Origin of the sequence: Micromonospora halophytica (genome assembly GCF_900090245.1) — a bacterium.
Lineage (GTDB): Bacteria > Actinomycetota > Actinomycetes > Mycobacteriales > Micromonosporaceae > Micromonospora > Micromonospora halophytica.
Genome location: NZ_FMDN01000001.1, coordinates 138,520 through 164,626, shown reverse-complemented (window position 1 = coordinate 164,626; position 26,107 = coordinate 138,520). Strand labels below are relative to the sequence as shown.

25 protein-coding genes and 2 tRNA genes are annotated in these 26,107 nt (G+C 73.0%); 16 read left to right on the top strand and 11 right to left on the bottom strand.

The window, feature by feature from the left end:
- Positions 1–79 precede the first annotated feature (79 nt).
- Together GA0070560_RS00750 and GA0070560_RS00745 are read left to right on the top strand one after the other, a co-directional pair.
- Positions 80–337: a hypothetical protein gene (locus GA0070560_RS00750; protein ID WP_091289983.1), complete on the top strand. Its 258-nt coding sequence runs from the start codon at positions 80–82 to the stop codon at positions 335–337.
- Positions 338–467: 130 nt separating this feature from the next.
- Complete coding sequence (locus tag GA0070560_RS00745) at positions 468–833, top strand: WhiB family transcriptional regulator (protein ID WP_091289981.1); 366 nt, start codon at positions 468–470, stop codon at positions 831–833.
- A gap of 302 nt (positions 834–1,135) precedes the next feature.
- Here GA0070560_RS00745 and GA0070560_RS00740 read toward each other — a convergent pair whose 3' ends face one another.
- The 3 genes from GA0070560_RS00740 to GA0070560_RS28540 form a co-directional block, all read right to left on the bottom strand.
- Positions 1,136–2,467, bottom strand: a complete 1,332-nt coding sequence (locus GA0070560_RS00740) for an ABC1 kinase family protein (RefSeq protein ID WP_091289979.1) — start codon at positions 2,465–2,467, stop codon at positions 1,136–1,138.
- A 69-nt stretch (positions 2,468–2,536) separates the two neighbouring features.
- Positions 2,537–3,592 carry a ThiF family adenylyltransferase gene (locus GA0070560_RS00735; RefSeq protein WP_091289977.1) on the bottom strand — a complete coding sequence of 352 codons (1,056 nt, stop codon included), beginning with the start codon at positions 3,590–3,592 and terminating at the stop codon, positions 2,537–2,539.
- Between the two features lie 242 nt (positions 3,593–3,834).
- Positions 3,835–4,002, bottom strand: coding sequence for a DUF5679 domain-containing protein (locus GA0070560_RS28540; protein WP_007464795.1), 168 nt, complete (start codon positions 4,000–4,002; stop codon positions 3,835–3,837).
- Positions 4,003–4,509: 507 nt separating this feature from the next.
- On the opposite strand from GA0070560_RS28540, the gene GA0070560_RS00730 reads away from it, so the two are divergent.
- Together GA0070560_RS00730 and GA0070560_RS00725 are read left to right on the top strand one after the other, a co-directional pair.
- On the top strand, positions 4,510–5,040 hold the full coding sequence (locus GA0070560_RS00730) for a M48 metallopeptidase family protein (RefSeq protein WP_091289975.1): 531 nt from the start codon (positions 4,510–4,512) through the stop codon (positions 5,038–5,040).
- Between the two features lie 321 nt (positions 5,041–5,361).
- Positions 5,362–5,976 (top strand): glycosyltransferase family protein, encoded by a 615-nt coding sequence (locus GA0070560_RS00725; protein WP_091289973.1) that lies wholly within the window; start codon positions 5,362–5,364, stop codon positions 5,974–5,976.
- A gap of 163 nt (positions 5,977–6,139) precedes the next feature.
- Here the strand turns inward: GA0070560_RS00725 and GA0070560_RS00720 are convergent, their stop codons facing one another.
- Complete coding sequence (locus GA0070560_RS00720; protein ID WP_091289971.1) at positions 6,140–7,423, bottom strand: zinc-dependent metalloprotease; 1,284 nt, start codon at positions 7,421–7,423, stop codon at positions 6,140–6,142.
- Positions 7,424–7,536: 113 nt separating this feature from the next.
- Here GA0070560_RS00720 and GA0070560_RS00715 point away from each other — a divergent pair, with 113 nt between their 5' ends.
- From GA0070560_RS00715 to GA0070560_RS00685, 7 genes are all read left to right on the top strand, one after another.
- A complete protein-coding gene (locus GA0070560_RS00715) occupies positions 7,537–8,559 on the top strand; it encodes a YlbL family protein (protein WP_170839232.1) in 1,023 nt (340 codons plus the stop codon).
- Positions 8,560–8,646: 87 nt separating this feature from the next.
- A complete protein-coding gene (locus GA0070560_RS00710) occupies positions 8,647–11,622 on the top strand; it encodes a UPF0182 family membrane protein (protein ID WP_170839231.1) in 2,976 nt (991 codons plus the stop codon).
- 166 nt (positions 11,623–11,788) lie between these two features.
- A complete protein-coding gene (locus GA0070560_RS00705; protein WP_091289964.1) occupies positions 11,789–12,298 on the top strand; it encodes a SigE family RNA polymerase sigma factor in 510 nt (169 codons plus the stop codon).
- On the top strand, positions 12,288–13,211 hold the full coding sequence (locus tag GA0070560_RS00700) for a hypothetical protein (protein WP_091289962.1): 924 nt from the start codon (positions 12,288–12,290) through the stop codon (positions 13,209–13,211). Before GA0070560_RS00705 ends, GA0070560_RS00700 begins: the two co-directional genes overlap by 11 nt.
- Before the next feature lie 58 nt (positions 13,212–13,269).
- Positions 13,270–13,346, top strand: a tRNA-Met gene (locus GA0070560_RS00695).
- A 272-nt stretch (positions 13,347–13,618) separates the two neighbouring features.
- Positions 13,619–13,692: transfer RNA gene (locus tag GA0070560_RS00690), tRNA-Met, on the top strand.
- 125 nt (positions 13,693–13,817) lie between these two features.
- Entirely contained in the window at positions 13,818–14,075 is a 258-nt protein-coding gene (locus tag GA0070560_RS00685; protein WP_139131426.1) for a hypothetical protein, read from the top strand.
- A 51-nt stretch (positions 14,076–14,126) separates the two neighbouring features.
- Here GA0070560_RS00685 and GA0070560_RS00680 read toward each other — a convergent pair whose 3' ends face one another.
- Positions 14,127–15,455: an ABC transporter substrate-binding protein gene (locus GA0070560_RS00680; RefSeq protein ID WP_245675302.1), complete on the bottom strand. Its 1,329-nt coding sequence runs from the start codon at positions 15,453–15,455 to the stop codon at positions 14,127–14,129.
- Positions 15,456–15,631: 176 nt separating this feature from the next.
- On the opposite strand from GA0070560_RS00680, the gene GA0070560_RS00675 reads away from it, so the two are divergent.
- Positions 15,632–16,465, top strand: a complete 834-nt coding sequence (locus GA0070560_RS00675; protein WP_091289954.1) for a phosphoribosylaminoimidazolesuccinocarboxamide synthase — start codon at positions 15,632–15,634, stop codon at positions 16,463–16,465.
- Here GA0070560_RS00675 and glpK read toward each other — a convergent pair whose 3' ends face one another.
- Positions 16,466–17,950 carry a glycerol kinase GlpK gene (gene glpK / locus GA0070560_RS00670; RefSeq protein ID WP_091289952.1) on the bottom strand — a complete coding sequence of 495 codons (1,485 nt, stop codon included), beginning with the start codon at positions 17,948–17,950 and terminating at the stop codon, positions 16,466–16,468.
- Positions 17,951–18,014: 64 nt separating this feature from the next.
- On the opposite strand from glpK, the gene GA0070560_RS00665 reads away from it, so the two are divergent.
- Positions 18,015–18,953: a ribose-phosphate diphosphokinase gene (locus GA0070560_RS00665; protein ID WP_091289949.1), complete on the top strand. Its 939-nt coding sequence runs from the start codon at positions 18,015–18,017 to the stop codon at positions 18,951–18,953.
- Between the two features lie 21 nt (positions 18,954–18,974).
- On the opposite strand, the gene GA0070560_RS00660 is transcribed toward GA0070560_RS00665, so the two are convergent.
- Entirely contained in the window at positions 18,975–19,433 is a 459-nt protein-coding gene (locus GA0070560_RS00660; protein WP_091289948.1) for an ATP-binding protein, read from the bottom strand.
- Positions 19,434–19,554: 121 nt separating this feature from the next.
- Here GA0070560_RS00660 and macS point away from each other — a divergent pair, with 121 nt between their 5' ends.
- Together macS and GA0070560_RS00650 are read left to right on the top strand one after the other, a co-directional pair.
- Positions 19,555–20,682 carry a MacS family sensor histidine kinase gene (gene macS, locus GA0070560_RS00655; protein WP_091289946.1) on the top strand — a complete coding sequence of 376 codons (1,128 nt, stop codon included), beginning with the start codon at positions 19,555–19,557 and terminating at the stop codon, positions 20,680–20,682.
- Positions 20,679–21,344 carry a response regulator gene (locus GA0070560_RS00650; protein WP_091289944.1) on the top strand — a complete coding sequence of 222 codons (666 nt, stop codon included), beginning with the start codon at positions 20,679–20,681 and terminating at the stop codon, positions 21,342–21,344. Before macS ends, GA0070560_RS00650 begins: the two co-directional genes overlap by 4 nt.
- 4 nt (positions 21,345–21,348) lie before the next feature.
- Here GA0070560_RS00650 and GA0070560_RS00645 read toward each other — a convergent pair whose 3' ends face one another.
- From GA0070560_RS00645 to GA0070560_RS00635, 3 genes are all read right to left on the bottom strand, one after another.
- A complete protein-coding gene (locus tag GA0070560_RS00645; protein ID WP_091289941.1) occupies positions 21,349–21,921 on the bottom strand; it encodes a DUF5709 domain-containing protein in 573 nt (190 codons plus the stop codon).
- A 73-nt stretch (positions 21,922–21,994) separates the two neighbouring features.
- Entirely contained in the window at positions 21,995–22,732 is a 738-nt protein-coding gene (locus GA0070560_RS00640) for an ATP-binding protein (RefSeq protein ID WP_245675301.1), read from the bottom strand.
- Between the two features lie 56 nt (positions 22,733–22,788).
- Positions 22,789–23,790 (bottom strand): SDR family oxidoreductase, encoded by a 1,002-nt coding sequence (locus tag GA0070560_RS00635; RefSeq protein WP_091289939.1) that lies wholly within the window; start codon positions 23,788–23,790, stop codon positions 22,789–22,791.
- Between the two features lie 198 nt (positions 23,791–23,988).
- Here GA0070560_RS00635 and GA0070560_RS00630 point away from each other — a divergent pair, with 198 nt between their 5' ends.
- Positions 23,989–25,188 carry a glycosyltransferase gene (locus tag GA0070560_RS00630; RefSeq protein ID WP_091289937.1) on the top strand — a complete coding sequence of 400 codons (1,200 nt, stop codon included), beginning with the start codon at positions 23,989–23,991 and terminating at the stop codon, positions 25,186–25,188.
- Positions 25,189–25,197: 9 nt separating this feature from the next.
- Here GA0070560_RS00630 and GA0070560_RS00625 read toward each other — a convergent pair whose 3' ends face one another.
- Positions 25,198–26,100: a hypothetical protein gene (locus GA0070560_RS00625; protein WP_091289935.1), complete on the bottom strand. Its 903-nt coding sequence runs from the start codon at positions 26,098–26,100 to the stop codon at positions 25,198–25,200.
- Positions 26,101–26,107: the final 7 nt, after the last annotated feature.

Sequence of the window (26,107 nt, the reverse complement as noted above, 5' to 3'; positions counted from 1 at the left end):
ACCTCGCGAGCGGCGCCATTCCGGCTGCTCACGGGGTGGAGACCGAGTCGGCACGAGGAAAGTCAGGGAGGTGGCACCAATGGAGATCTTCACCTATGAGCGTCCGGCGGCGATGCCAGCTGCCTGCGCTCCGCTGTCGGCTGTCCGGGTGGCCCTTGCCGCCACGCGACCGTCGGTTCCGCAGGTGCACCAGGTCCGGGTCCAGGCCGAGCTGACCCTGACCGTCGCGCCCGTCAACGGAATCGATGGCACCAGTGGCTTCACGGGCATGGGCATCGGTGTCGCCGAGAAGCGCACGGATGTCCGCGGTGTTCCACCTCGAGGTAGACCGGTCTGAACCACAGACCACCGGCTCACCTCGAGGCCGCGGAACCCGTACACCGGGATCCGCGGCCTCAGTTTTTTTGTCCCGCCGTACGTCGGAAGAGCGATCCACGAGATCGATGTGAGAGAGAGGTGACCGGGTGATGAGTCTGGCGTTGGCCCCGCTCGACGCAGATGTCGAGATGGAGGCGAATCTGCCCTGCCGGAAGTTCGACCCCGACCTGTGGTTCTCCGACCAGCCGGCCGAGCTGGAGCTGGCCAAGTCGCTCTGCGGGGACTGCCCGCTGCGCGTCGAGTGCCTGGCCGGTGCGGTCGAGCGGGCCGAGCCCTGGGGCGTCTGGGGCGGCGAGATCTTCGAGCGTGGCGCGGTCGTCCCGCGCAAGCGGCCCCGTGGCCGTCCGCGCAAGGAGGACCTCGCCCGCGACGCCGCCCTCCGGGTCGAGGCCGAGGCGCGCCTGACGGCCAGTGGTGTGGCCACCAAGCGCGACGCGGTCCGGCTGGCTGCCTGACAACTTCCCGATCCACACGTCCCGCCGGTGATCCACCGGCCGCGAGAAAGCTGAGATCCATGCTGCACCTGCCGAACGGAACCGAGATGCAACTACTCCACGAAGCGTTGTCCCGTGCCCGAATGCGACGGCCTCAGGCCGGTCGTACCACCACGAGCACTGAGGCAGCCCGTTCCGCCCGTACCGTCGCGATGCAGAGCCGTAGCCAGTCGGCGCGTGACCTGGGCGTTCTCTAGATCCCTACCAGTACGTGGGGGCGGTGACCGGAGTTCCGGTCACCGCCCCCGCGGCGTTCGTCGTGGTCAGGCCACCGGCGCGAAACCGGGCAGCCACCGCTCGAGGATCCCCCGGTACGGCGCCTTGGCCTCCAACTGGCAGAGCACCCCGATGGAGCCCAACGTCACCCGGTGGATGAGCAGGTACGACGGCGGCAGGTTGAGCTGCCGGCTCAGCTGGTAGGTCGGCGACTTCGGGCTGGCCAGGCGGGCCGCCTCGGAGCGCAGCCAGGCCCGGGTGAACCGGAATTCCTCGGCGGCGATCGGTTCCAGCATCGGCCGTAGGAAGTCGAGCACCGCGTGGGCGTCGATCGGCTCCGTCGAACTGACGAAGCCCTCCTTCCGCAGGCCGTTCACCACCCCGTCCGCGTCACCGCGTAGCGCCAGCCCCGCGATCCGGCCGATCGGCTCCGGGGTGCCCTCCGGCATCCGGGCCACCGCGCCGAAGTCGATCACGCCGAGCCGCCCGTCGGGCAGGAGCCGGAAGTTGCCCGGGTGCGGGTCGGCGTGCAGCAGCCCGGCCCGGGGCGGGGCGGACAGGTGCAGGATCGCCATCAGCCGGCCGGCCTCGTCGCGCTGCTGCTCGGTGCCCTCGCGGATGATGTCGGCCAGCGGCGTGCCCTCGATCCATTCGGTGACCAGCACCCGGGGGGCGGAGTGGAACACCGCAGGGATGAAGATCTCCGGGTCGCCGGCGTACGCGGCGGCGAAGGCGCGCTGCGACTCGGCCTCCAACTCGTAGTCGAGTTCCTCGGTGATCCGCTCCCGCAGCTCGACCAGGAGCGGCTTGACGTCCAGCCCGGGCTGGATGGCGCGGAACATCCCGGCGAGCCGGGAGAGCTGCTTGAGGTCGGCCAGCAGCGCCTCGCCCGCGCCCGGATACTGGATCTTGACGGCGGCGGCCCGCGCCTCCCCCGTCTCCGGGTCGTGCCAGAGCGCCCGGTGCACCTGCCCGATGCTCGCCGCCGCGGCCGGGGTGTCGTCGAACTCGACGAACCGCTCCCGCCAGTCCGGCCCGAGCTGCTCGGTGAGCACCTTGTGCACGCTGGCCACCGGCAGCGGCGGCGCGGCCTCCTGGAGCTTGGTCAACGCCTGCCGGTACGGCGCGGCGATCTCGTCCGGCAGAGCCGCCTCGAAGACCGACAGCGCCTGGCCGAACTTCATCGCACCGCCCTTGAGCTGCCCGAGGACGCTGAACAGCTGCTCGGCGGTGCGCTGCTGGATCTCGGCGGAGATGACATCGGAGGCGAGCCCGGTGACACGCTTACCCATGCCGAGGACGGTCCGGCCGGCGAAGCCGAGCGGCAGAGCGGCGAGCTTGGCGGTGCGGGACACGGCCCGGCGCGGGATGTCGGTCACCCGGTCATTGTTACCGACTTCGGGGGCCCGCGGCTGCTCCAGAGCCGGGCTGGCCCCAGTCATCCCCCGTCAGCGACGCCGTCCGGAGCAGTCGCAGGCGGGGTGCGGTGGCCAGACGCGTCGCCGGAATCGGCCGGCCGCGCCGATCTCGACGGCGCAGCCCAGCGTCTCCGGGGTGCCGCCGTCGAGCTGGGCGAGTGCCTCGGCGACCGCGTACCCGACGGCGGAGAGCAGGGTGGCGGCGCCGCACGCCTGGTCGGCCGGATCGGTGGCGAGCTGGGCGGCGAGCGTCGGCCAGCCCGGGTCCCGGTCGATGCGGTGCAGGTCCAGGCAGTGCAGGCAGGGGCCGACCGGTGGCCGCACCAGCGGCCCGATCACCGGCACGCCCTCCCGCAGGCCGAGCAGCAGGTGCGGTTGGCGACGGCGGGCGTACCCGGCGGCGAGCAGCGCGGCCGGGCGGTCCGCGCCGAGCTGGACCACCAGCTCGACCCGTCCACGACCGGGTGACCGGGTGACCGTGCCGGGGGCGACCCGGGTGATCGCCGCGCGCAGCGCGCCGGCCAGCGGACGTCCGACGTCGGCGGCGCTGAGCCCGGTCCCGACCAGATCGCCGGGGTGGACCGCCCCGGTGAGCTCCGGCGCCACATGACCCACCCCGGCCTGGGCCAGCGCGACGGCGACCGGCCCGCCGAGCCGGCCGGCGCCGGTGACCACGACCCGGGCGGCCCGTCGGCGGCGGAGCACCTGGGCCGGCGTGCCGGGCAACGCGGGCGAGGCCAGTGCCAGGGCGGTGGCCTCCGCCGCGAGCCGGCTCCGCGCCGGGCCGGCGAGGTCGCGGGGGAGCAGGGTGTGCGCGGGTACGACCAGACCGGCGGAACGCAGCGCGTCGAGCAGGGCGCGGGCCGCGTCGGGGCCGATCCGCAGGGTCGCGTCGGTCAGGACGGCGCGCTCGCTGCGGCTGCCGTCGAGCAGGTCGAGCAGCCGGGCGGCGCGCGGGTCGGCCACCTCCAGCAGGACGGCGCGGCCCGGATCGAGTCCGAGTTGCAGGGTGTGCCGGTCACGCCAGAGCCGGGTCAGGCCGGGCAGCAGCGTCGGGCGGGGCAGTGCGACGGGGGACGTGCTCATGACGACGGATCGTGACCGTGTCAGAGCTGTCTATCGATCGTTGTCCACAGGTGGGCGGGGCCCTGTCCAGGGTTGTCCACAGAAAATCGCGAGTTGTCCACAACCCGCCGGTAGCTTCTGTCGGGCAGCCGACAGTGCCGTTCGGGCTGGTCGGCGGGCGCGGAGTGGTGCCGGACCGGGGTCCGCAGACGGTACGGGGGAGGGGCGGCCGCCGGCCGCCCCTCCCCCGTAGGCCGTTCGGGTCAGACCTTGGCCTTGCCCAGGATGCGGTTCACTGTTGTGCCGCACACGGGACACTTGCCCTTGGCCATGTTCATCCCGGTCTTCGAGACCTCGACGTGTCCCTCGAAGTCCCGCTTCTCCTTGCACTTGACGCAGTAACCGTTGTAGGTCTGGGCCTGGTCGGCCACGGTAGCCCTCCTCGTCTCGTCCGCCGGGCGAGCCGGCCCGGCGGGGTTCCCGGCGGCGGGCCACACGGCCCCCGGCGCCGGGTCGTTCTCGCGGCCACCGACGTGACCGCTGGTTGGCGGACCCTACCCAGGTCTGGGTAGTTCCATGTCAGCTGTGCATCGACACTGTGAGGAAGTCGACGTCGAGAGTGTGCATGCCGAAATAGGTGGGATCAGTCAGTTTGCCGGGGACACGCCGGGCGGAGCCGCGCGAACGACCCGAGCGGGGGCCCGAGCGGCACGACGCAGCGTGATCTCCTACCGTGGAGAACGGCCTCGTGGCCGGCCCGGCCACCGTCAGGGGGTGACCGGGTTGTCCCGACATGGTCATCTGCAGATTTTTTCGGGACGCTCGGCGTCCAACCATCATTTTCCGGGCGCGTGTCGCCGTGTTGACCCTTGCGGACCCCTGGTCAGTACGCATTAGCTTTCCATCGTGGCAGCGAACCACGGCTGCGTGGCCCACTGATGGCTGGGGCGCGGAAGCCTGTCGTCGAGGTACGGCGCAGTCAGCGTCGGCGACGGACGGTGTCCGCGTACCGCGACGGGGAGCGGGTCGTGGTGCTCATCCCCGACCAGTTCTCCCGGGCCGAGGAGAGCGAGTGGGTCGACCGGATGCTGGCCCGCCTCGCCGCCCGTGAGGGACGGCTGGCCCGCTCCGACACCGAGCTGCTCGACCGGGCGTTGCGCCTGATCAACCTCTACCTCGCCGACCAGGGCGCCGACGCGCTGCCGGCAAGCGTCCGCTGGGTCACCAACCAGAACGGCCGCTGGGGGTCCTGCACTCCGGCCGACCGGAGCATCCGCATCTCGCACCGGCTCCAGGAGATGCCCGACTGGGTCCTCGACTACGTGCTGTTGCACGAGTTGGCGCACCTCGTCGTGCCGAGCCACAACGCCCGCTTCTGGGAACTCGTCGGGCGGTACGCCAAGACCGAGCGGGCCCGCGGCTACCTGGAGGGTGTCGCCGCCGCCTCCGCCGTTCCCCTGCCCGGCTGACGCGCGCCCCGCCTCCGCCCGCCGCCCCGCCTCTGTCCCTCGGCCGGTCAGGTCCGGCTCCGCGGGCCATGATCGACTCCGTTGCGCCGACATGGCGGTGTCCACGCGCGTTGACACCGCCATGTCGGCGACATGGAGTCGATCAAATGTCGTGGGTAGGCGACATGTGCTCGATCGGTGTCGTGGGTCGGGGGCATGGAGTCGATCGGTGTCGTGGGTCGGGGGCAGGCGCTCGGTCGGCGCCGCGGGTCGTCGTCCGGTCGGCGCGGACCGGCGGAGTCGGTGGCAGCGGGCCGAGGCGGGGCGGGCTAGGGTCGGGAGGTGGTCCGACGTGTGGTGGTGGCGTTGCTCGCCCCGGTGGCCTGGTCGCCTCCCGGGATCGACCCGGCGGACTGGCGTTCCGCCCTGGCCGAGGACGTGGTGGACCTGCTCGCCATGTTGACCGAGGTGGAGACCGCGGTCGCCGTGACACCGGCTGACCGGTGGCTGGCCGAGGCGGTGGTCTGGCCCGGCACCGCGATCCACGAGGTGCCCGAGCCCACGGTGAACGCCGTCCTCGCGGCGCTGGGCGGGTACGAGCAGGCGGCCGTGCTCGCCGCCGACGCCCCCGACCTGCCGGGCCTGACCCTGGGCAAGCTGCTCCGGCCGTTGACCAGCCGACCCGTCGCGGTCGCCCCGGTGGAGGGGGGCGGCCCCGGGCTGCTCGGGGTGGCGGCGCGGCTGCCCGTACCCGACTGGTTTCCGGCGCTGGACCTGGACGCCGCGGTCCCGGCGGACGTGCGCCGGGCGGCCCCGGCCCCGGGCGACGTGGCGGTCACCCCCGCCTGGCGGCGGCTGCGCGGCCCGGCCGACCTGGCCGCCCTCAACCCCGCCGTCGAGGGCTGGGAGACCACCCGCGCCCTGCTCACCGGCTCCGGCCCACCGCGTCAGCGCTGATCATGGCGTTGCCGTCACCCGCCTGGGCGGCGGGTCGTGGCGACAACTTCAAGATCAAAGTCGGTGAGGGCGGGTGCGGAGACGGCGTCGGCCGGGCACGCCCGGTGCACGGCTAGCCGCTCCGCCTGCCAGCCGCCGTTCCCCCCGGCCGGGTGGTCCGTGATCAGGACCGGTCGTCGTCGGAGTCGTCCTCGGTGCCGGGTGCCTTCCCCTCCGGTGCGCCGGGTGCGGTGAAGTCGAAGTTCGCCAGCTCGTCGTCCAGGTCGGTCGACCGGGTGGCGAAGGCCACCGGGTCGGCGAAGTCGTCGTCCGAGGGGAGCAGGTCGGGGTGACCCCAGACCGCGTCCCGCCCGGCGATGCCGCGATGCGTGGTGAGCGCCGCCCAGAGCGCGGACGCCTCGCGCAGCCGCCGCGGTCGCAACTCCAGCCCGACCAGCGCCGCGAAGGTCTGCTCGGCCGGCCCCCCGGCCGCCCGGCGGCGGCGGAACGCCTCGCCGAGGCGGACCACGTTGGGCAGGCGCTCACCGGCGGCGTTGTCCACCACGTGGCAGACCCACCCCTCAACCAGGGCGAGCACCGTCTCCAGCCGGGCCAGCGACGCCTTCTGCGCCGGCGTGTCCTCGGGGGTGAAGATGCCCTCCAGGGCGATCGCCTGCATCGACTCCGGGTCGGTCGGGTCGACCCGGCCCATCGCCTCCTCGATCGCTTCCCGGTTGACCCGGATACCGGAGGCGTAGTTCTCCACCGCGGTCAGCACGTGCCCGCGCAGCCACGGGACATGCTCGAAGAGCCGCTGGTGGGCCGCCTCGCGCAGGGCGACGTAGAGGCGTACCTCGTCCTCGGGCAGCTCCAGGCCCTCGCCGTAGGTCCGGATGTTGGCCGGGACGAGCGCGGCCGTGCCGGCCGGGCCGAGCGGCAGGCCGATGTCGCCGGCCGAGAGCACCTCGCCGGCGAGCGAACCGAGCGCCTGGCCGAGTTGCCCGCCGAAGAGCGCGCCACCGAGGGTGGCCACCATCGACTGCATCGGGCCGAGCTGGGCCCGGGCCTCCGGCGGCACCAGGTCGCCCATCGCGCCGACCATCCGGCTGGCCACCGGGTCGCAGAGCTTCCGCCAGACGTCGAGGGTCTTGTAGATCCACTCGTTGCGGTTCCAGGCCACCGAGGTACGGATGCCCGAGGGCAGGTCGGAGGCGGGCTCCAGCCAGAGGTCGGCGAGACGCAGCGCCTCCTCCACCGCGTGCCGCTCGTACGGCGACACCGCCGGGTCGCCCGCGGCGGCGAGCTGACTCGCCGCCACCTGCCGGGCCAGGTCCCAGTTGACCGGCCCGCTGCCCGACGCGGAGAGCAGGTGCTGCAACTGCGACATGAACTGCTGCATCTGCGCGGGGTCGTTGGGGTCTGGTGGTTGCCCACCCGGGAGCGCGAAACCGAACGGAATATCAGGCACGACGTCTACGGTACGCGGGCCGCGCCCCAGGTAGCCGCCGCTGGCGTTGCGCTGAGGGCGAAGTCCGCGTCGGCCACCCGGCCCCACCCGCCCTGGTCGGTACGCTCTGCCGCATGAGACGTCGCGGCGTGACCGTCCTCCTCGGTGCTCTGCTCACCACCCTGCTCAGCATCGGCGTGCTCGGCGCCCCGATCCCGTACGTGGTGCTCGGCCCGGGGCCGACCGTCGACACTCTCGGCACCTCCGACGGCAAGGAGGTCATCCAGGTGACCGGGCGGGCGACGTCCACCTCCGCCGGTCAGCTGCGGATGACCACGGTCGGCGTGCAGCCCACGGTCAAGCTGCGCGCGGCGATCGCCGGCTGGCTCTCCGACGACGAGGCGGTGGTGCCCCGGGAGCTGGTCTACCCGCCGGGGGAGAGCCAGGAGGAGGTGGAGAAGCGCAACGCCGAGGACTTCCAGAACTCGCAGAGCAGCGCCGAGACCGCCGCGCTGGTCGAGCTCGGCTACCCGGTCGAGGTGGTGGTCAAGGAGGTCACCGCCGACGGTCCGGCGCAGGGCGTGCTGAAGGCCGGTGACGTGGTCACCACGGTCGACGGGGCGAAGGTCACCAGCGCGACCAGGCTGGTCGAGCTGGTCCGGGGCAAGCCCGCCGGCACCGCGTTGAAGATCGGCTACACCCGGGACGGGGTGGCCGGGACGGCCACCGTGACCAGTCGGGAGCAGGACGGCCGGCCGCGGATCGGCCTGGTGCCCGAGCAGCGTCAGCCGCACCCGTTCAACCTCAAGATCGACCTCAACAACATCGGCGGGCCGAGCGCCGGGCTGATGTTCGCGCTCGGCATCGTCGACAAGCTCGAACCGGCCGACCTCACCGGCGGGAAGGTCATCGCCGGCACCGGCACCATCGACGACGAGGGTCGGGTCGGCCCGATCGGCGGCATCGCCCAGAAGCTGGTCGGGGCCAAGGAGGCCAAGGCGGACGTCTTCCTCGTGCCGGCCGACAACTGCGCCGAGGCGGTCCGCAATCCGCAGCCCGATCTGCCCCTGATCAGGGTCGGTTCGCTGGACGAGGCGCTGACGGCGCTGGAGACCCTGCGCTCCGGTGGGCAGCCGACGCTGTGCCGCCCGGCATGACCTTGACCCGACACTCTCAGGAACACCCCGTACTCTGGGTGCCTGCCCGGAGCCGATCACATCGAGCATGCGGAGCCAACAGTGGTCATGCGTAGCAGCCCCCTGCCGAGAATGAGCCGGCGCGGACGCGTCACCATCGGTGTCCTGGTCGGGGTGTTCGTGCTCTTCACCCTGCTCGGCTGGGGTGTCCAGGCGTGGACGGACTGGCTCTGGTTCGAGGAGGTCCGGTACACCCAGGTCTTCACCGGCGTACTGGTCACCCGTCTGCTGCTCTTCCTCACCGTCGGCGTGGCGATGGCGCTCTTCGTCGGCGCCAACCTCTGGTTGGCGTACCGGCTGCGCCCGCAGCTGCGGCCGCACTCGCTGGAGCAGGCCACCCTGGAGCGGTACCGGATGCTGATCAGCCCCCGGATGGGCACCTGGATCAGCCTGACCGCGGCCGTGCTCGGCCTCTTCGCCGGCCTGTCGGCGCAGAGTCGGTGGAACCAGTGGCTGCTCTTCCGCAACGGTGGCGACTTCGGCGTCAAGGACCCGGAGTTCGGCGTCGACGTCGGCTTCTACGTCTTCCAACTGCCCTTCTGGCGCTACCTGCTCGGGGTCGGCTTCACCGCGGTGGTGCTCGCGCTGCTGGGCGCGCTCGCCGTGCACTACATCTTCGGCGGGGTACGGCTGCAGGGTGTCGGCGACCGGATGACCAACGCCGCGCGGGCCCACCTCAGCACGTTGGTCGCCGCCTTCGTACTGCTCAAGGCCGTCGCGTACGTGCTGGACCGGCGGGCGATGCTGCTGGAGTACAACGAGGGGGCCAAGCTCTACGGTGCCGGCTACGCCGACGTCAACGCGCTGCTGCCGGCCAAGGAGATCCTGGCGTACATCTCGGTGGTGGTCGCGATCGCGATCATCGTGTTCTCCAACGCGGTGATGCGGAACCTGGTCTGGCCGGGCATCTCGCTGGCACTGCTCGGCGTCTCCGCCGTCGCCATCGGCGGCATCTACCCCTGGGCGGTGCAGACCTTCGAGGTCAAGCCGAGCGCCCGGGACAAGGAGGCGCCGTACATCGAGCGCAGCATCACCGCCACCCGGAACGCGTTCGGCCTGGTCGACACGAAGACCACCGGGTACGCGGCGAACAACCTCGTCCCACCGGCGACCCTGGCCTCCGACACCGCGGTGGTGCCGAACGTCCGGCTGCTCGACCCGCAGCTCGTCTCCGAGACGTACACCCAGCTCCAGCAGGTGCGCGGCTTCTACGACTTTGGCCCGAAGCTCGACATCGACCGGTACTCGGTGGCGAACAAGACCTCCGACTTCGTGGTCGGTGTCCGTGAGATCAACTACAACGAGCTGACCGACCAGCAGAGCAACTGGATCAACAAGCACACCGTCTACACCCACGGGTACGGGCTCGTCGCGGCCCCGGCCAACCAGGTGGTCTGCGGTGGTCAGCCGTACTTCGTCTCCGGCTTCCTCGGCGAGAAGGCCCAGGAGGCGTGCTCCTCGCAGGCCGAGCAGATCCCGGCCACCCAGCCGCGGATCTACTATGGCGAGCGGATGGGCCCGGACGACTACGCCATCGTCGGGCAGGCCGGGGAGGGCAGGAACGCCGAGTTCGACCGGCCCACCACGGAGGACGGCGGCGAGCAGTACTACACCTACACCGGGGAGGGCGGCGTCGAGATCGGCTCGTTCACCCGCCGGCTGCTCTACACGATCAAGGAGCAGGAGACGAACTTCCTGCTCTCCGAGGCGGTCAACGACAACTCCCGGCTGCTCTACGTGCGCAACCCGCGCGACCGGGTGGAGAAGGTCGCGCCCTTCCTCACCCTCGACGGCGACCCGTACCCGGCGGTGGTGGGCGGCCGGGTCCAGTGGATCATCGACGGCTACACGACGGCGGCGACCTACCCGTACGCCGAGCGGGTCAACCTCCAGACCGAGACCGCCGACGAGCTGACCAACCGGGGCACGTTCCAGCTGGCTCGGGAGAACGTCAACTACATGCGTAACTCGGTGAAGGCCACCGTCGACGCGTACGACGGCACGGTGCGGCTCTACGAGTTCGACGAGAACGACCCGGTGCTCAAGGCGTGGAACAAGGCATTCGGCGGTGACGTCGTGCTGCCGAAGAGCGCCATCCCGGCCGAGTTGGCCGAGCACTTCCGCTACCCGGCCGACATGTTCAAGGTGCAGCGGAACCTGCTCACCAAGTTCCACGTCACCGACCCCGGCGACTTCTACTCCGGCCAGGACTTCTGGCAGGTGCCGAACGTGCCGGACGCCCCGGACAGCGGGCAGAAGCAGCCGCCGTACTACCTGTTCACCCAGTTCCCCGGGCAGGAGGCGCCACGGTTCCAGCTGACCGCCGCGGTCACCCCGAACGGCCGGCAGAACCTGGCCGCGCTGATCTCCGGGTCGTACGTCGACGGCCAGCCCAGGCTGGAGGTGCTGGAGCTGCCGGACCAGACCCGGATCTCCGGGCCGGTCCAGGTGCACCAGCAGATGACCAACAACGCCAACATCCGGCAGCAGCTCAACCTGCTCTCGTCCAACCAGGCGCAGGTGCAGTACGGCAACCTGCTCTCGCTGCCGTTCGGCGACGGAATGCTGTACGTCGAGCCGGTCTACGTCAAGAGCAACCAGCAGGACGCGTACCCGCTGCTGCAGAAGGTGCTGCTCTCGTACGGTGACGGCGGTTCGTACGTCGTGCTGGCCGACAACATCACCGACGGCATCAAGCAGCTCGTCGACCAGGGCAAGCGGGCCGCCCCGAGTGGCGGCACCCCGCCTCCGAGCGGCGGCACCCCGCCGCCCCCCGACCAGGCCACCCCGCCGCCGCTGACGGGTGAGCTGGCCGAGGCGGCGCAGCGGGTGCAGGCGGCCATCGGCGAGGTCAAGGCCGCGCAGACGTCCGGCGACTTCGAGCGGTACGGCCGGGCGCTCAAGGCCCTGGACGAGGCGATGACCGCGTTCCAGCAGGCCCAGCAGGCCGCCGCCCCGGCCGGCGCGAGCCCGTCGCCGAGCGGCAGCCCTTCCGGCTCGCCCTCGCCCACACCGGGCGGCTGACACCGACGGGCCCGCCCGTCGACCGGCACCGCCCGCGCCCTGACGACCGTCCCCGGTGGTCAGGGCGCGGGCTTTTCGTCTTTGTCACCGGCTGCCCGCAACCTGCGGACCCCGTGCGCCGTCTCCTCAGCAAGGGGGGACCGGAACGGGGAGGCGTGGTGGCGGTATGAGGGACGCACAGAGTTTCGACGAGTTCTACCGGAGCACGTCCCCACGGACGCTCCGGTACGGCCACGCGGTGGCGGGCGACCACGGCGAGGCCCAGGACCTCGTGCAGGAGGCGTACGCCCGGGCCTGGCGGCAGTGGGGGAAGCTGGCCAGCCATCCGGCGCCCGAGGCATGGCTGCGGCTGGTGGTCAGCCGACTGGCCACCGACCGGTTCCGGCGCCTGAAGGGCTGGCGTACGGCGATGAGCCGCACCGGGCCGCCCCAGGACGTGCGACCACCCGGGGAGGACACCGTCCTGCTGGTCGGCGCGCTACGGCAGTTGCCGGCCAACCAGCGCCAGGCGTTGGCCCTGCACTACCTGTTCGACATGCCGGTGGAGGAGATCGCCCGTGAGACGCGGGTGCCCACCGGCACCGTGAAGTCCTGGTTGTCCCGGGGCAGGTCGAGGTTGGCCGAGCTGCTGCCCGGTGTCACCTCCGAGGAGCTGGAGGTCAACGATGTCGCGTGAACTGACGGGTCTCTACCGTTCCCTCGCCGAGGACACCGATCCGCGTGGCCTGGCCTCGCCGGACGTGGTCCGCCGGCACGCCGACCGCCGGGCGCGGGCCCGGGCGGCCGTGGGTGTCCTGGCCCTGGCGGCGCTGGTCGGCGGGACGGCGGTGGGCACCCAGTTCGTCCTCACCGCCGGCCCCGACACCCCGGTCGGCCCGCCCGCCGGCACGCCGGCCCCGCCGTCGGTGTCGCCGCCCCCGGCCGACCCGACGCCTGCCCCGTCGGTGTCGTCGACCCCGAGCGCGCTGCCGTCGCGGACGACCCCGTCGGCGCCGCCGTCGGCCGGTGGTGGTCCGCCCGTCCGGACGCCGACCTCGATCCCCGACTCGGCCTTCTTCGCCCTGGCGGCGGCGAACGACACCGGCGCGGGGGCCGCGTTCAGCGATGGGCCGGTGCTGCCGAGGCTCTGCGGGGCGGAGCCGGGCGGGTCCGGCGTCGTCCGGCAGCGGGTACGTGCGGTGCCGTTCAAACTGGCCACCACCCCGGAGGGCTACGTCCCGGACGGTCTCTACCGGCACAGCATCACCAGCTACCGGTCGGGCCGGGCCGACGACGCGCTGCGTGAACTGCGCGCCGCTGTCCAGGGCTGCCCCGAGCAGCAGATCGGGTCGGTGACGTCCCGGCAGAAGCTGCTCCCCGACGGCGGGTACGGCGACGAGTCGGTGCTGTTCGAGATGCGCAAGCCCTTCCTGGACGCCAACGACGAGCCGACCGGTGACGAGGAGGTGCGACTGATCCGCGCGATCCGGGTCGGCAACGTGGTGACGGTGCTCTGGGAACAGGGCTGGGAGGGAAGTTCCAGCCCGAAGTCGCAGGTGGACGCGGACAGCCGCCGGGCGGTGCAGGCGATCCGGGACTGGTTGGACTGAGCGGACCCGGGTCCGTTTTGCGGGCTCGGGGGTCCGTAGGTTACGGTTAACGAGCCGACGCGGGGTGGAGCAGCTCGGTAGCTCGCTGGGCTCATAACCCAGAGGTCGCAGGTTCAAATCCTGTCCCCGCTACCACGACGAACGGCCCGAGGATATGATCCTCGGGCCGTTCGCCTTGTCCACCCTCCGCTGGCGCTGTCTGGGACAGCCTGGCCCGAGTGACAAATGGCCGCGACGCCGTCCCGACCGGAGTGCGGCCGGGCGACGACAACCGGTCGCCATCGGGCCCGGCAAGGCGTCCGGGATCCGACGTCGGTCGCCGTCGTGCCTGGTCGGAGGGGCTGCGGAGGCGATCCGGGGACCCGGCTGATCTCCGCGGCGGGGGTGCGCTAAGCTTATGGAGCCGACGCGGGGTGGAGCAGCTCGGTAGCTCGCTGGGCTCATAACCCAGAGGTCGCAGGTTCAAATCCTGTCCCCGCTACTCGTGACGAAAGGCCCCGGAGTCCTGCTCCGGGGCCTTTCGCGTGGCGGCCTGCACCCGGTCGAGGCGGTTTCGTCCCCGCCGTCCGGCGTGCCCCGGTTGCCCACCTCGGTCAAGATGAGGGCATGTCTTCTCTGAACAGGTGGTGGGGCCGGCTGAGCGCGGTCCTCGGTGCGGTCGTGCTCTCGGTCTTCGTACCGGTCGCGGCCTGGGCCTCCACGGGCACCGGCGAGCTGGTGGTGGAGGCCGCACGGCGCAGGTCCCGGGGTGGCTTCGGCTTCCTCGGCTTCCTCGGCCTGCTCTGCTGCCTCGCGGTGGTCGTGGTGATCGTCCTGCTGGTGCTGAAGATGATGCGGGGCCGCCGCAACGGACCGCCGCGCTGACCGGGTGGTCGGCGCGGCACGACCCCGGCGCAGGCGGCGCACCGGCCGATCTCAAGCGGCCAGCGCTGCCTGCGCCTGCGCCATGAACTTCGACGTGGTCGCGCGCACCCCGGCGTCCCCGGACCGGATGGTCCGGGCCGAGGCGGCGAGCAGCGTACGCACCCGGCCGTGCCCCTTGGGAGGTGGTGCCGGGGCCGGGCCGACCAGGTCGTCGAGGGTCGTGCCGAGGGCGGCGACGCGCTTCGCGGCCGGGTCGTCGAGGGCCTGGGTGACGGCCTCCCGTACGGCGAGGTCGGCCGGGAGCCCTCGTTCGATGCCGAGGACCCGGCCGACCTCGACGTTGGTGGTGAGGAAGCTCAGCACGTCCGCCACCACACCCGGGTGCCGGGTGCCCCGGAAGGCGGCCCAGTACATCGAGGCCTGGTCCCACTGGGCGGCCGCCGGGCCGGGGAAGCCGGCCAGCCCCAGCTCGTCGTCGGTGTGCCGCTGCAGTTCGGGGAGCTGGTGGGACCAGGCGAACGAGGCGGCCGTGTGCCCGGTCACCACGAGCTGCCGCGCCGGGTCGCCGGAGTCGGCGCGGTCGACCAGGATGGCGGCCGGGGTGGCCCGGTTCAGCCGGGCGCGCTGCCAGAGTTCGAACCAGTCCACCAGCGCCGCCGAGTCGAAGCCGAGCTGCCGACCCTGGTAGAACTTGCCGCCCTGCCCGCGTAGCCACAGCCAGAGGGCGCGCTGGTCGCCGGAGGGGTCCATGGTGCCGGCGACCCGGCCGCCGCTGGCCCGGGTCACCCGGGCCGCCCAGTCGAGGTACTCGGCCCAGGGCATGATCGTCGGGACGGGCATCCCCAGCCGGCGCAGCAGGTCCCGGTTGTAGACCACGACGGGGTGGGTCTGCGCCGCCGGGACGCCGACGGGACGACCGTCCACCGTGCCGTAGTCGGCGAGCCCGGGCGGCAGGCCGCGCAGGTCGAGCCGGCCGTCGGCGACGTACGGGCCGAGGTCGAGGGCGATGGCCCGCTGCGCGTACTCGGTCAGCATGGTGTCGTCGAGCTGGAACAGGTCCGGCACGTTGCCGCCGGCGGCCTGGGTGGCGATCCGGTCGTAGTAGCCGGCACCGCCCTGCCAGGTCACCCGGAAGGTGACCCGGGGGTTGCGGGCCGAGTAGAGGCGCAGCGCCCGCTCGGTGGCCTGGGCCCGCCGGGCCGTGCCGTACCAGAAGACCGAGAGCTCGATCGGGCCGTCGGTCACCCCGTCGACCACCTCCGCGCGGCACCCGGTGAGCCCGCCGGTGGCGAGCGCGGGCACCGCGAGCAGCGCGCCGAGCAGCCGCCGTCGGGCCGGGTCGGCGCCGGGCCGGGAGAGCGATGGGCGGACAGCGGGCACGGTGCGCTCCTGGGCGGGTGGACGAGGTCGGACCATTCACGCAGGCTCCGCGCCCGGGTGTCAACGTCCCGCGGCCGGGCCGACCTGGCCGCGGCGGAGTCGACCCCGCACGACGGACGGCGGGACGCCGGGTGGCCACACCGGGCGTCCCCGGGCCGCGTGGTGTACTAGGGCGCGTGGAACTTCTGCACTCGGGCAAGGTCCGGGACGTCTACGCCGACGGCGACGACCTGATCCTGGTCGCCTCCGACCGCATCTCGATCTACGACGTGGTGCTGCCGACGCCCATCCCCGACAAGGGGAAGCTGCTCACCGCCCTGTCGCTCTGGTGGTTCGGGCAGCTCGCCGACCTGGTGCCGAACCACGTCATCTCGGCCACCGACGTGCCTGCCGAGTTCGCCGGCCGGGCGATCCGCTGCCGCCGGCTGGACATGGTGCCGGTGGAGTGCGTGGCGCGTGGCTACCTGACCGGCGGTGGCCTCAAGGAGTACCAGGCCACCGGCAAGGTCTCCGGGGTCGAGCTGCCGCGCGGCCTGGTCGAGGCGTCGATCCTGCCCGAGCCGATCTTCACCCCGTCGACCAAGGCGCCGGTGGGGGAGCACGACGAGCCGATCACCTTCGCCGAGGTGGTGGACAAGGTCGGCGGCGAGATCGCCGAGCGGCTGCGGCAGATCACCATCGACGTCTATCGCCGGGGCGCGGAGCTCGCCGCTGACCGGGGCATCCTGGTCGCCGACACCAAGATCGAGTTGGGGTGGGCGGCCGACGGCACCCTGACCATCGGCGACGAGCTGCTCACCTCCGACTCGTCCCGGTTCTGGCCGGCCGAGTCGTACCAGCCGGGCCGTGCCCAGTTCTCCTACGACAAGCAGTACGTGCGGGACTGGGCCACCGGCAGCGGCTGGGACAAGCAGGGCCCGGCGCCCGAGGTCCCCGCCGAGGTGGTCGAGGCGACCCGGGCCCGCTACGTCGACGTCTACGAGAAGCTGACCGGCGACCGCTGGGCCTGATCAGTCCACCCAGTCGAGGGTGCGCTGCACGGCCTTGCGCCACTGGCGCAGCTCCCGCTCCCGGTGCTCCGGCGCCATGGTCGACTCCCACTGGGCGTCCGAGCGCCACTGGGCGCGCAGCGTGGCCAGGTCCGGCCAGAACCCGACCGCGAGCCCGGCTGCGTACGCTGCGCCGAGGCAGGTGGTCTCGGTGATCCGGGAGCGGACCACCGGCACGTCGAGGACGTCGGCGAGGAACTGCATCAGCAGGCCGTTGGCGGTCATCCCACCGTCCACCCGCAGCCGGCGCAGCGCCACGTCCGAGTCGGCGTTCATCGCGTCGACCACCTCGCGGGTCTGCCAGGCCGACGCCTCCAGCACCGCCCGGGCCAGGTGCCCCTTGGTGATGTAGCCGGTCAGCCCGGCGATCACCCCCCGGGCGTCGCTGCGCCAGTGCGGCGCGAAGAGCCCGGAGAAGGCCGGTACGACGTAGCAGCCGCCGTTGTCGTCGACCGTACGAGCCAGCTCCTCCACCTCCGGGGCGGAGGAGATCACCCCCAGGTTGTCGCGCAGCCACTGCACCAGCGACCCGGTCACCGCGATCGCCCCCTCCAGGGCGTACGCGGCCGGGTGCCCGTCGATCCGGTAGGCGACCGTGGTGAGCAGGCCGTGCGAGGAGGGGACCGGGCTGGCCCCGGTGTTGAGCAGCAGGAAGCTGCCGGTGCCGTAGGTGCACTTCGCCTCGCCCGGCTGGAAGCAGGTCTGCCCGAACAGGGCGGCCTGCTGGTCGCCGAGGGCGCTGGCCACCGGCACCCCGGGCAGCAGCCCCTCGGCGGTGCCGTACACCTCGGCCGAGGAGCGGATCTCCGGCAGCATCGCCGCCGGAACGCGCATCGCCTCCAGCAGCTCCGGGTTCCAGTCCAGGGTTTCCAGGTCCATCAGCATGGTCCGGCTGGCGTTGGTCACGTCGGTGACGTGCCGCCCGGTCAGCTTCCAGATCAGCCAGCTGTCCATGGTGCCGAAGAGGACCTCGCCCCGCTCGGCGCGCTCGCGCAGCCCGTCGACGTGGTCGAGCAGCCAGCGCAGCTTCGGGCCGGCGAAGTAGGTGGCCAGGGTCAGCCCGGTCCGCTCGCGCAGCCGCTGCTCCCCGTACGAGTGGGCCAGCTCGCGCAGCAGCGGGCCGGTGCGGGTGTCCTGCCAGACGATCGCGTTGGCCACCGGGCGGCCGGTGACCCGGTCCCAGACGACGGTGGTCTCCCGCTGGTTGGTGATGCCCACGGCGGCCAGCCCTTCCGGACCGGTCCCGGCGTCCTCCAGCGCGCCCCGTACCACCTGCTCGACGTTGGCCCAGATCTCCTCGGCGTCGTGCTCCACCCAGCCCGGCTGGGGGAAGATCTGCCGGTGCTCCCGCTGGGCGACGGAGACGATCTCCCCGGCCCGGTCGAAGATGATGCACCGTGACGAGGTGGTGCCCTGGTCGATGGCGGCGACGTACTCTCCGGTCATCCGGGCACCGTACCGGGAAGGTCGCGCCGAAAGAACCGGTGTGCCGTCCGTACGATGTCGAGACGTGCGTGACATCGCCGTGTTCAGTGGAACCGCCCATCCGGACCTCGCCGCCGAGATCTGTGCCCACCTCGACGTGCCCTTGCACCCCGTGCGGGTCTCCCGGTTCGCCAACGACTGCCTGGAAGTGCAGTTGCAGGCGAACTGCCGGGAGCGGGACGTCTTCCTGATCCAGCCGTTGGTGCCGCCGGTGCAGGAGAACCTGGTCGAGCTGCTGCTCATGATCGACGCTGCCCGGGGCGCGTCGGCCGGCCGGATCACCGTGGTGCTGCCGCACTACGCGTACGCCCGGTCGGACAAGAAGGACGCCCCGCGCATCTCCATCGGCGGCCGGCTCGTCGCCGACCTGCTCACCTCCGCCGGCGCCCACCGGGTACTCGCGCTGACCCTGCACTCACCGCAGGTGCACGGCTTCTTCAGCGTCCCGGTCGACCATCTGCACGCGCTGGGGGAGCTGGCCGTGCACTTCCGCCGCTACGACCTGAGCAACGCCGTCGTGGTCTCGCCGGACCTGGGCAACGCCAAGGAGGCGGCGGCCTTCGCCCGGATGCTCGGCACCCCGGTCGCGGCCGGCGCGAAGCAGCGGTTCAGCGACGACCGGGTCAAGATCAGCACGGTGATCGGCGATGTCGCCGACCGGGACGTGATCGTCCTCGACGACGAGATCGCCAAGGGCAGCACGGTGATCGAGCTGATGGCCCACCTGCGGGAGCGCAAGGTGCGCTCGATCCGGCTCGCCTGCACCCACGGTCTGTTCTCCAGCGGGGCGCTGGAGCGGCTCAGTGAGCAGGACGGCGTGCTGGAGATCGTCTGCACCAACACGGTGCCGATCCCGGCGCAGAAGCGGGTGCCGAAGCTGGAGGTCCTCTCGGTGGCGCCCGCGCTGGCCGAGGCGATGCGCCGGATCCACAACGGGGAGTCGGTCAGCGCGCTCTTCGGCTGAGGCGTCGGTGTGCCGGGGCGGTCACTCCGCCCTGGCCCGCCGGCCGGCCGGCGCGGCGGTGCTGATCCGTACCGTGGTGCCGGCCGCGCTGGTCTCGACCTCCATCGCGTCGCTCAGCTCGCGGGCCAGCCAGAGGCCCCACCCGCCCGCGGTGTCCGCCGCCGGCCGGGACCGGTCGCCGAGGCGCTGCGCGCTGATGCCGCGCCCGTGGTCGGCGACCTCGCAGACCAGCTCGCCGGAGCGCCACCACAGCCGCAGCCAGCCTTGGCCGCCGCCGTGCCGGACCGCGTTGGTGATCAGCTCGTTGACCGCCAGCACGAAGTCGTCGAGGCGCTGCCCGTCGAGCCCTGCGGCGTGCGCGCAGGAGGTGACCGAGTGTCGCAGCTCGGTCACCTGCGCCTGATCGAAGGCCTCGGCGATGAGGAGGGAAGATTCGATGGGCACAACCGTACGCGCTGTGGGCGGATCTGCGTTCGTCATGGCCCTGTCCCGACCGCGGGTCTCGGAGTTTTTCGCGACATTTCCACCGTACGTCAGGGTTCTCCGCCGCGCGACGGGCGGCCCGCCGGGCGACGGGGAGAACTGTGGCATCGTGTCGCCCATGCCGACGCCGCCGGGTGGATTCGAGGACCCGCTCTGGCGGTCGCTCGCCGTCTTCCGTTTCGCCTCCCTGGCGTACGTCTGCGTGCTGGTGGTCCGCGACGCCGACCGGTTCGCGCATCCGCTGGCCGCCGGCGCGGTCCTGCTGGCCATGCTGGCCTGGTCCGTGGCGACCGCGGTCGGCTACGCGCGGCCGGCGAACCGGGGCTGGCCGCTGCTCCTGGCCGACCTGGCGGTGGCGCTGGCCGTCCTCGCCGTGACCCCGTGGGTGGTCGGCCGGGCGGCGCTCGCCACCGGCACCCCGACCCTGGCCGTGGTCTGGGAGGGCGGGCCGGTGCTGGCCTGGGCGATCTCCGGCGGCCGGCGGCGTGGCGCGGCGGCCGCGCTGCTGCTCGGCGTGGCGGACCTGGCCGCCCGCGGGTTCGGCACCTCCTCGATCACCGGGCTGATCCTGCTGCTGCTCGCCGGGGTGATCGTCGGGCACGTGGCCCGGCTGGCGGTGACCGCCGAGGAGCGGTTGCAACGCGCGGTGGAGCTGGAGGCGGCGACCCGGGAGCGGGAGCGGCTGGCCCGGGGCATCCACGACTCGGTGCTCCAGGTGCTGGCGCTGGTGCAGCGGCGCGGCGCACACCTCGACGGGGAGGCCGGCGAGCTGGCTCGGCTCGCCGGCGAGCAGGAGGCGGCGCTGCGCGCGCTGATCGCCGGGGCCGCCCCGGCGTCCGCCCCCGGCCCGCAGGCCGGCACGGCGGACCTGTGCGCCCTGATCGGCGGGTACGCCTCGGCGACCGTCTCAGTCTCCGTCCCGGCGACCCCGGTTCCGCTGCCGGCCCCGGTGGCCCGGGAGGTGGCGGCGGCGACCGCGGCGGCGCTGGACAACGTCGAGCGGCACGCCGACGGCCGTGCCTGGGTGCTGGTGGAGGACGAGGGAGCGATGGTGACCGTGTCGGTGCGTGACGCCGGCCCGGGCATCGAAGAGGGGCGGCTCGTCGAGGCCGCCCGGCAGGGTCGTCTCGGACTGGCCCAGTCCGTCCGGGGCCGGATCACCGACCTCGGCGGTACGGTGCGGATCGTCTCCGCCCCCGGTGAGGGCACCGAGATCGAGATGGTCGTACCCAGGAAGGGCGGATGAACATGGTCCGGGTGATGGTCGTCGACGACCACCCGATGTGGCGGGAGGGGGTGGCCCGGGACCTCACCGAGGCCGGTCACCAGGTGGTCGCCACCAGCGGCGAGGGACAGCAGGCGGTCCGGGTGGCGGCGGCCGCCCGGCCGGACGTGGTGGTGCTCGACCTCCAACTGCCCGACGTCTCCGGGGTGGAGGTGATCCACGGGCTGCGCGCCGTGCTGCCCGAGGTGCGGGTGCTGATGCTCTCCGCCAGCGGCGAGCAGCAGAGCGTGCTGGACGCGGTGAAGGCCGGCGCCACCGGCTACCTGCTGAAGTCCGCCGCCCCGGCGGAGTTCCTCGACGCGGTGCGCCGCACCGCCGCCGGGGAGCCGGTCTTCACGCCCGGCCTGGCGGGACTGGTCCTCGGCGAGTACCGCCGGCTCGCCGCCACGCCCGCGCAGTCGGTGGCGGACGGCCGGCACGACACTGCACCCCGGCTCACCGATCGGGAGACCGAGGTGCTGCGCCTGGTGGCCAAGGGGCTGTCGTACAAGCAGATCGCCGAGCGGTTGGGCCTGTCGCACCGCACGGTGCAGAACCACGTCCAGAACACGCTGGGCAAGCTCCAGCTGCACAACCGGGTGGAGCTCACCCGCTACGCGATCGAGCGCGGCCTGGACGGCTGACGACTCAGTGCGACTCGGGGGGCCGGGTCTCGTGGATCGCCAGCTCCTCCGCGCTCGCGCCGCCGCCGGCCGCGCCCGCGTCGTAGGCGATGTTGTCGGTCTCCTGGTCGGTGTGCGCCCCCTCGTCCGGCTCCACCAGTCGGCCGACCTGATGGTCGGCGGCGGTGCCGAGCTGATCGTGGTCGTACACGGAGACCGGCGAGTGCGGGTCGGAGGTGGGACCCGGGTCGATCACGTCGGCGTCGAGCTGGGCCTGGGCGGCGGCCTCGTCGCTGTCCGCCTCGGCGGCGATCGCCGGGTCGACCGGGGCGGCCAGCGGGTCGTCGGCGGCGCGTTCGTACTGCTCCCGCTGAAGCTTGTAGTCCAGTGACTCGCCGTCGAGCTGCTCGTCGGCGGTGGTCCCGAACTGGTCCACCGCCACCGGCGTCCGGTCACCGGGCAGCTGGGCCGGCTTGGGGCCGTCCGCCTCCCGGCCGGTGAGGACGTCGTCGTTGGCCGTCGAGTCGTCGTCGGCGGTGTCGGGCAGGCCCTCCGCCTCGGGGTCGGACACGGGGGTCGGGTACTCGTCGTCGCGCATGGCTGATCCGTACCCACTGCCACCCCCCGGGTAACCGGCCCCGGGGCCCGCAATCAGGACGAAAGGGGAAAAATCAGCCCCGGCTCCCGGTTTCGTCCTCCGCGTACATGACGCACCAGACGACCTTGCCGTCCGGCACCAGCGTGCTGCCCCACCGCCGGGCCACCGTGTCGATCAGCAGCAGACCGCGGCCCCCGGTCGAGGTGAGCGGGGCCAACCCGGCGTACGCGGGCTGCCGCCGGGAGTGGTCGCGGACCGCGACGCGCAGGGAGCTGTCCCGTGGGGCGACCAGGACCGTCATCGGGGTGCCCGCGTGCGCCACCACGTTGTTGACCATTTCGGTCACCGCGATGGCCGCCGGTTCGGTCAGCTCGGGAACACCCCACCGGGCGCAGCCGTCGGCCACCAGCTCCCGGGCCCGCCGGGCCGCTCCCACGGTGGGGGTGAGGTCCACGGTGAGCAGGGCCGCCATCGGCGTACGGGCCAACGCGGCGGTGGCCTCGTCGAGGCTGGCGCAGACCGGCAGGTCACCGGAGGCCCCGGTGGCCGCCCCGGTCGGGTCGAGCACGAGCAGATCGGCGGCCGGCCAGTCGGCGACCGTACGACGCACCTCGGCGAGCAGTCGGACAGCCGTGTCACCCGTCGCGCGGAGCCGGCCCACGTCCACGACGATCGGACCGGGTCGGGCGCTGAGCCGGGCCAGGAGGGCGTCACGCACCCGGTCGGCGGCGGTCGGCTCCAGCAGGCCACTCAGCCGCACGACCGCGGACGACTCGTCCGACTCCACCAGGCAACGCGCGTCCGTCGGCATGATCGTCCCATTGTGCATGCCGACGGACGGACGCGCACCCGGCCGGCCCGGGCGGGTCACCGTCGGCCCGACCGGGCTCGCCGGGCCATCGCGGCCACCGTGCCGACGGCGGTGCCGGCGGCGGCCAGACCGAACGCCGTGGTCATCCGGACCAGTTGCCGACGTCGGCCGTCCCAGCCGCCCTCGCGGACCGCCTCCGCGTCGGGACGGAAGACGTTCCCGCTGCTCTCCAGGGCGCGCGCGGGGCCGAACTGGGTGCGGTGGACGTACCAGCCCAGCACCCGCTCGGCCAGCGCCGGCGCGAGCCGCCACTGGAGTCCGACCAGCCGCGCCGCGCCGCCCGCGTACGCCTCGCGCCGGGGCCGGCGCAGCAGTCGGACGATCGTCTCGGCCACCACCTCCGGCGGGTAGACCGGCGGCGGCGGGACCAGTTCCCGGCCGGTGTGGTTGCCGGCGTGCCGGAAGAACGGCGTGTCGATGGTCGCCGGCAGCACCGTGCAGATCGAGATGTTGCCCCGCCCGGTCACCCGCAGCTCCTGCCGGACGGTGTCGGCCAGCCCACGGATGCCGTGCTTGGTGGCGTTGTACGCCGACTGGTAGGGCATCGCCACCTCGGCCAGCACCGAGGCGTTGTTGACCAGCACGCCGCCGCCGGACGCGCTCAGCCACGGCAACGCGGCCCGGGTGCCGTACGTGGTCCCGAGCAGGTTCACCTCGACCACCCGGCGGAACTCCGCCACCGGGATCTCGTCGAAGAGCCCGACCGCGCTGACCGCCGCGTTGTTGATCCAGGCGTCGATCCGGCCGAACTCGGACGCCGCGCGGACGGCGAGCTCCTCCACCGCCACCGGGTCCGTGACGTCCGTGGGTACGACCAGTGCCCGGCCGCCCAGTTCGCGGCAGCGACGGGCGACCTCCTGGAGGGCGGGCTCGGTGCGGGCGGCGAGCACGACGTCGGCACCCCGGCGGGCGAGCGCGTAGGCCGTGGCGGTGCCGATTCCGCTGGAGGCGCCGGTGATCACCACGGTGGCATCGGCGAGAGTGCGGGTCAGCGGCATTCCTCGTCGGTACCCCGACCGGGCCCGGTCATGCGGCCCACACCCCGCCGATCCCGTGCCGGTGCGCGCAGTGGGGCGGCGCTGGTCGGGCAGGGGAGTGACTGGTCCCGATCTGCCAGGTTTCGGCTCGTCGGGCCCGGGTTAATGGGACCCTCTGACCGGAGGACCCATCCCTCGCAGTACGCATGGAGGTGCACCATGCGCGTCGGCCTCGTCTTCGCGCACGCCGGCCCCACCCGGCATGCGGACGGCCCTGCCGTCGGCACCCACGAGCACATCGCGCGGGTCGCCGCCGAGCTGGCCGGGCGCGGCCACGACGTGCGGGTCTACGAGCGCCGTGCGGACCCGGCCCTGCCGGAGATCGTCGAGCTGGACGGCTACCGCGTCGAACGGGTGCCCGTGGGGCCGCCCCGACCCACCCCCACCGCCGAACTCGTCGGATACGTGGCGGAGTTCGGTCGCTGGCTGGCCGACCGCTGGGCCGGGGAGTGGACCCCGGACGTGGTGCACGGGCACTACTGGATCGGCGGCCTGGCCGCCGCCCACGCCGTACGCGAGACGGACATCCCGGTCGTGCAGACCTTCCACTCCCTCGGGGTCGAACAGCTGCGCCACCTCGGCCAGGGCTACGACGGCCCGGGTGAGCGGATCCCGCTGGAGCGGGCGCTGACCCGGGTGGTGGACATCGCGGTCGCCCAGTGCAACGACGAGGTCGACGAGCTGACCCGGATGGGCGTGCAACGCACCTCGGTGGCGATGGTGCCGGCCGGCGTGGACATCACCCGGTTCCACCCCGACGGCGAGGCCGCCCCGCGCGAGCGGCGGGCCCGCATCCTCTCCGTCGGCGGACTGTCCCCCGGGCACGGCCAGGAGGACCTGATCCGGGCGATGCGGCTGGTCGGCGACGCCGAACTGGTCATCGCCGGCGGTCCGCCGCCCGAACAGCTCGCCACCCACGCCGAGGCCCGCCGGCTGCGTGAGCTGGCCGAGCGGACCGGGGTGGCCGATCAGGTCAAACTGGTCGGCGCGGTGCCGCACGAGCAGATGCCGACCTGGTACCGCTCCGCCGACGTGGTGGCCTGCACCGCGCACTACTCGTCCGCCGGGCGGGTGTCGCTGGAGGCGATGGCCTGCGGCGTGCCGGTGGTCGGCTACGCGATGGGCGGCATCGCCGACGCGGTGGTGGACGAGGTGACCGGCCGGCTGGTGCCGCCGGGCGACGTCCGGACCCTGGGGGTGACGCTGCGCCGGCTGCTCGCCGACAACGCGGGGCGGTTCGCGTACGGGCACGCGGCGGTCGACCGGGTCCGGTGCAGCTACACCTGGGAACGCACCGCGAGCGCCCTGGAACGCCTCTACGAGCGGGTGGTGGGCAGGCGCAAGCCGGTCGAGGCCTGAGGGCGCCGGTCAGCTGGGCGGCACCGCCCGACCCCGGGCAGCCCCGACCACGGCCCGTTCCCGCTCTCCCGCCACGGCGTGATGGTGCTGGGGTTCGGCGTACCGGGTCAGGCCGATCACGGCGGCCAGGGTGACCAGGAAGCCGACGGCGGCCAGCCACTCCCGCCCCGGCCAGATCTTGTCGTTGAGCAGCAGCAGGCCGATGATCGCGGCCGGCACCGCGCCGGCGGCGTCCATCGCGGCGACGGCGGCGGTGGTGGAGCCGCGCTGCATGGCCAGCCCGAGCAGCAGCTGCCCCACGATCGAGTGCGCGATCAGCAGGTAGAGCAGCGGGTCCCGGACGAACGCCTCGGGCGAGGACGCCGACGCCAGCGGCCGGGCGGCGACCGCCGCGGCGGAGAAGGCCAGCCCGGCCAGCGAACCGAGCGCCACCGAGCCCGGTGAACCGTGCAGGCGTACCGCGAAGAACCCGAGCACGGCGATGCCACCGAGCGCGACCGCCAGGGCGACCAGGCCGGCGGTGCCGAGCCCCTTGGACGGGGCCGGCTGGGCGGAGAGCACCAGCGCGGTGATCCCGCCGAAGAGGAGCACCAGCAGCGCCACCTCGGCGGCCGGCAGCCGCCACTTCAGCACCACCACCCCCAGCACGGCGGTGACCCCGAGACCTGCGGCGACACTCGCCTGTACCAGGAACAGCGGCAGGTCCCGGCGGGCCAGGAAGGCCAGCACGAACCCGGCCACCTGGCAGCACAGCCCGATCAGGTAGGTGCGGTGCCCGGCCAGCCGCAGCAGCAGCCCCGGATCGAATGTGTGGTGCACCGTCGTCCGCGCCGCGGCCACCGACTGCAGCATGTTGGCGAAGCCGTACGCGACGATCATGGCCGCGAGGAAACACCAACCGGAGGACACCACCTGGCGA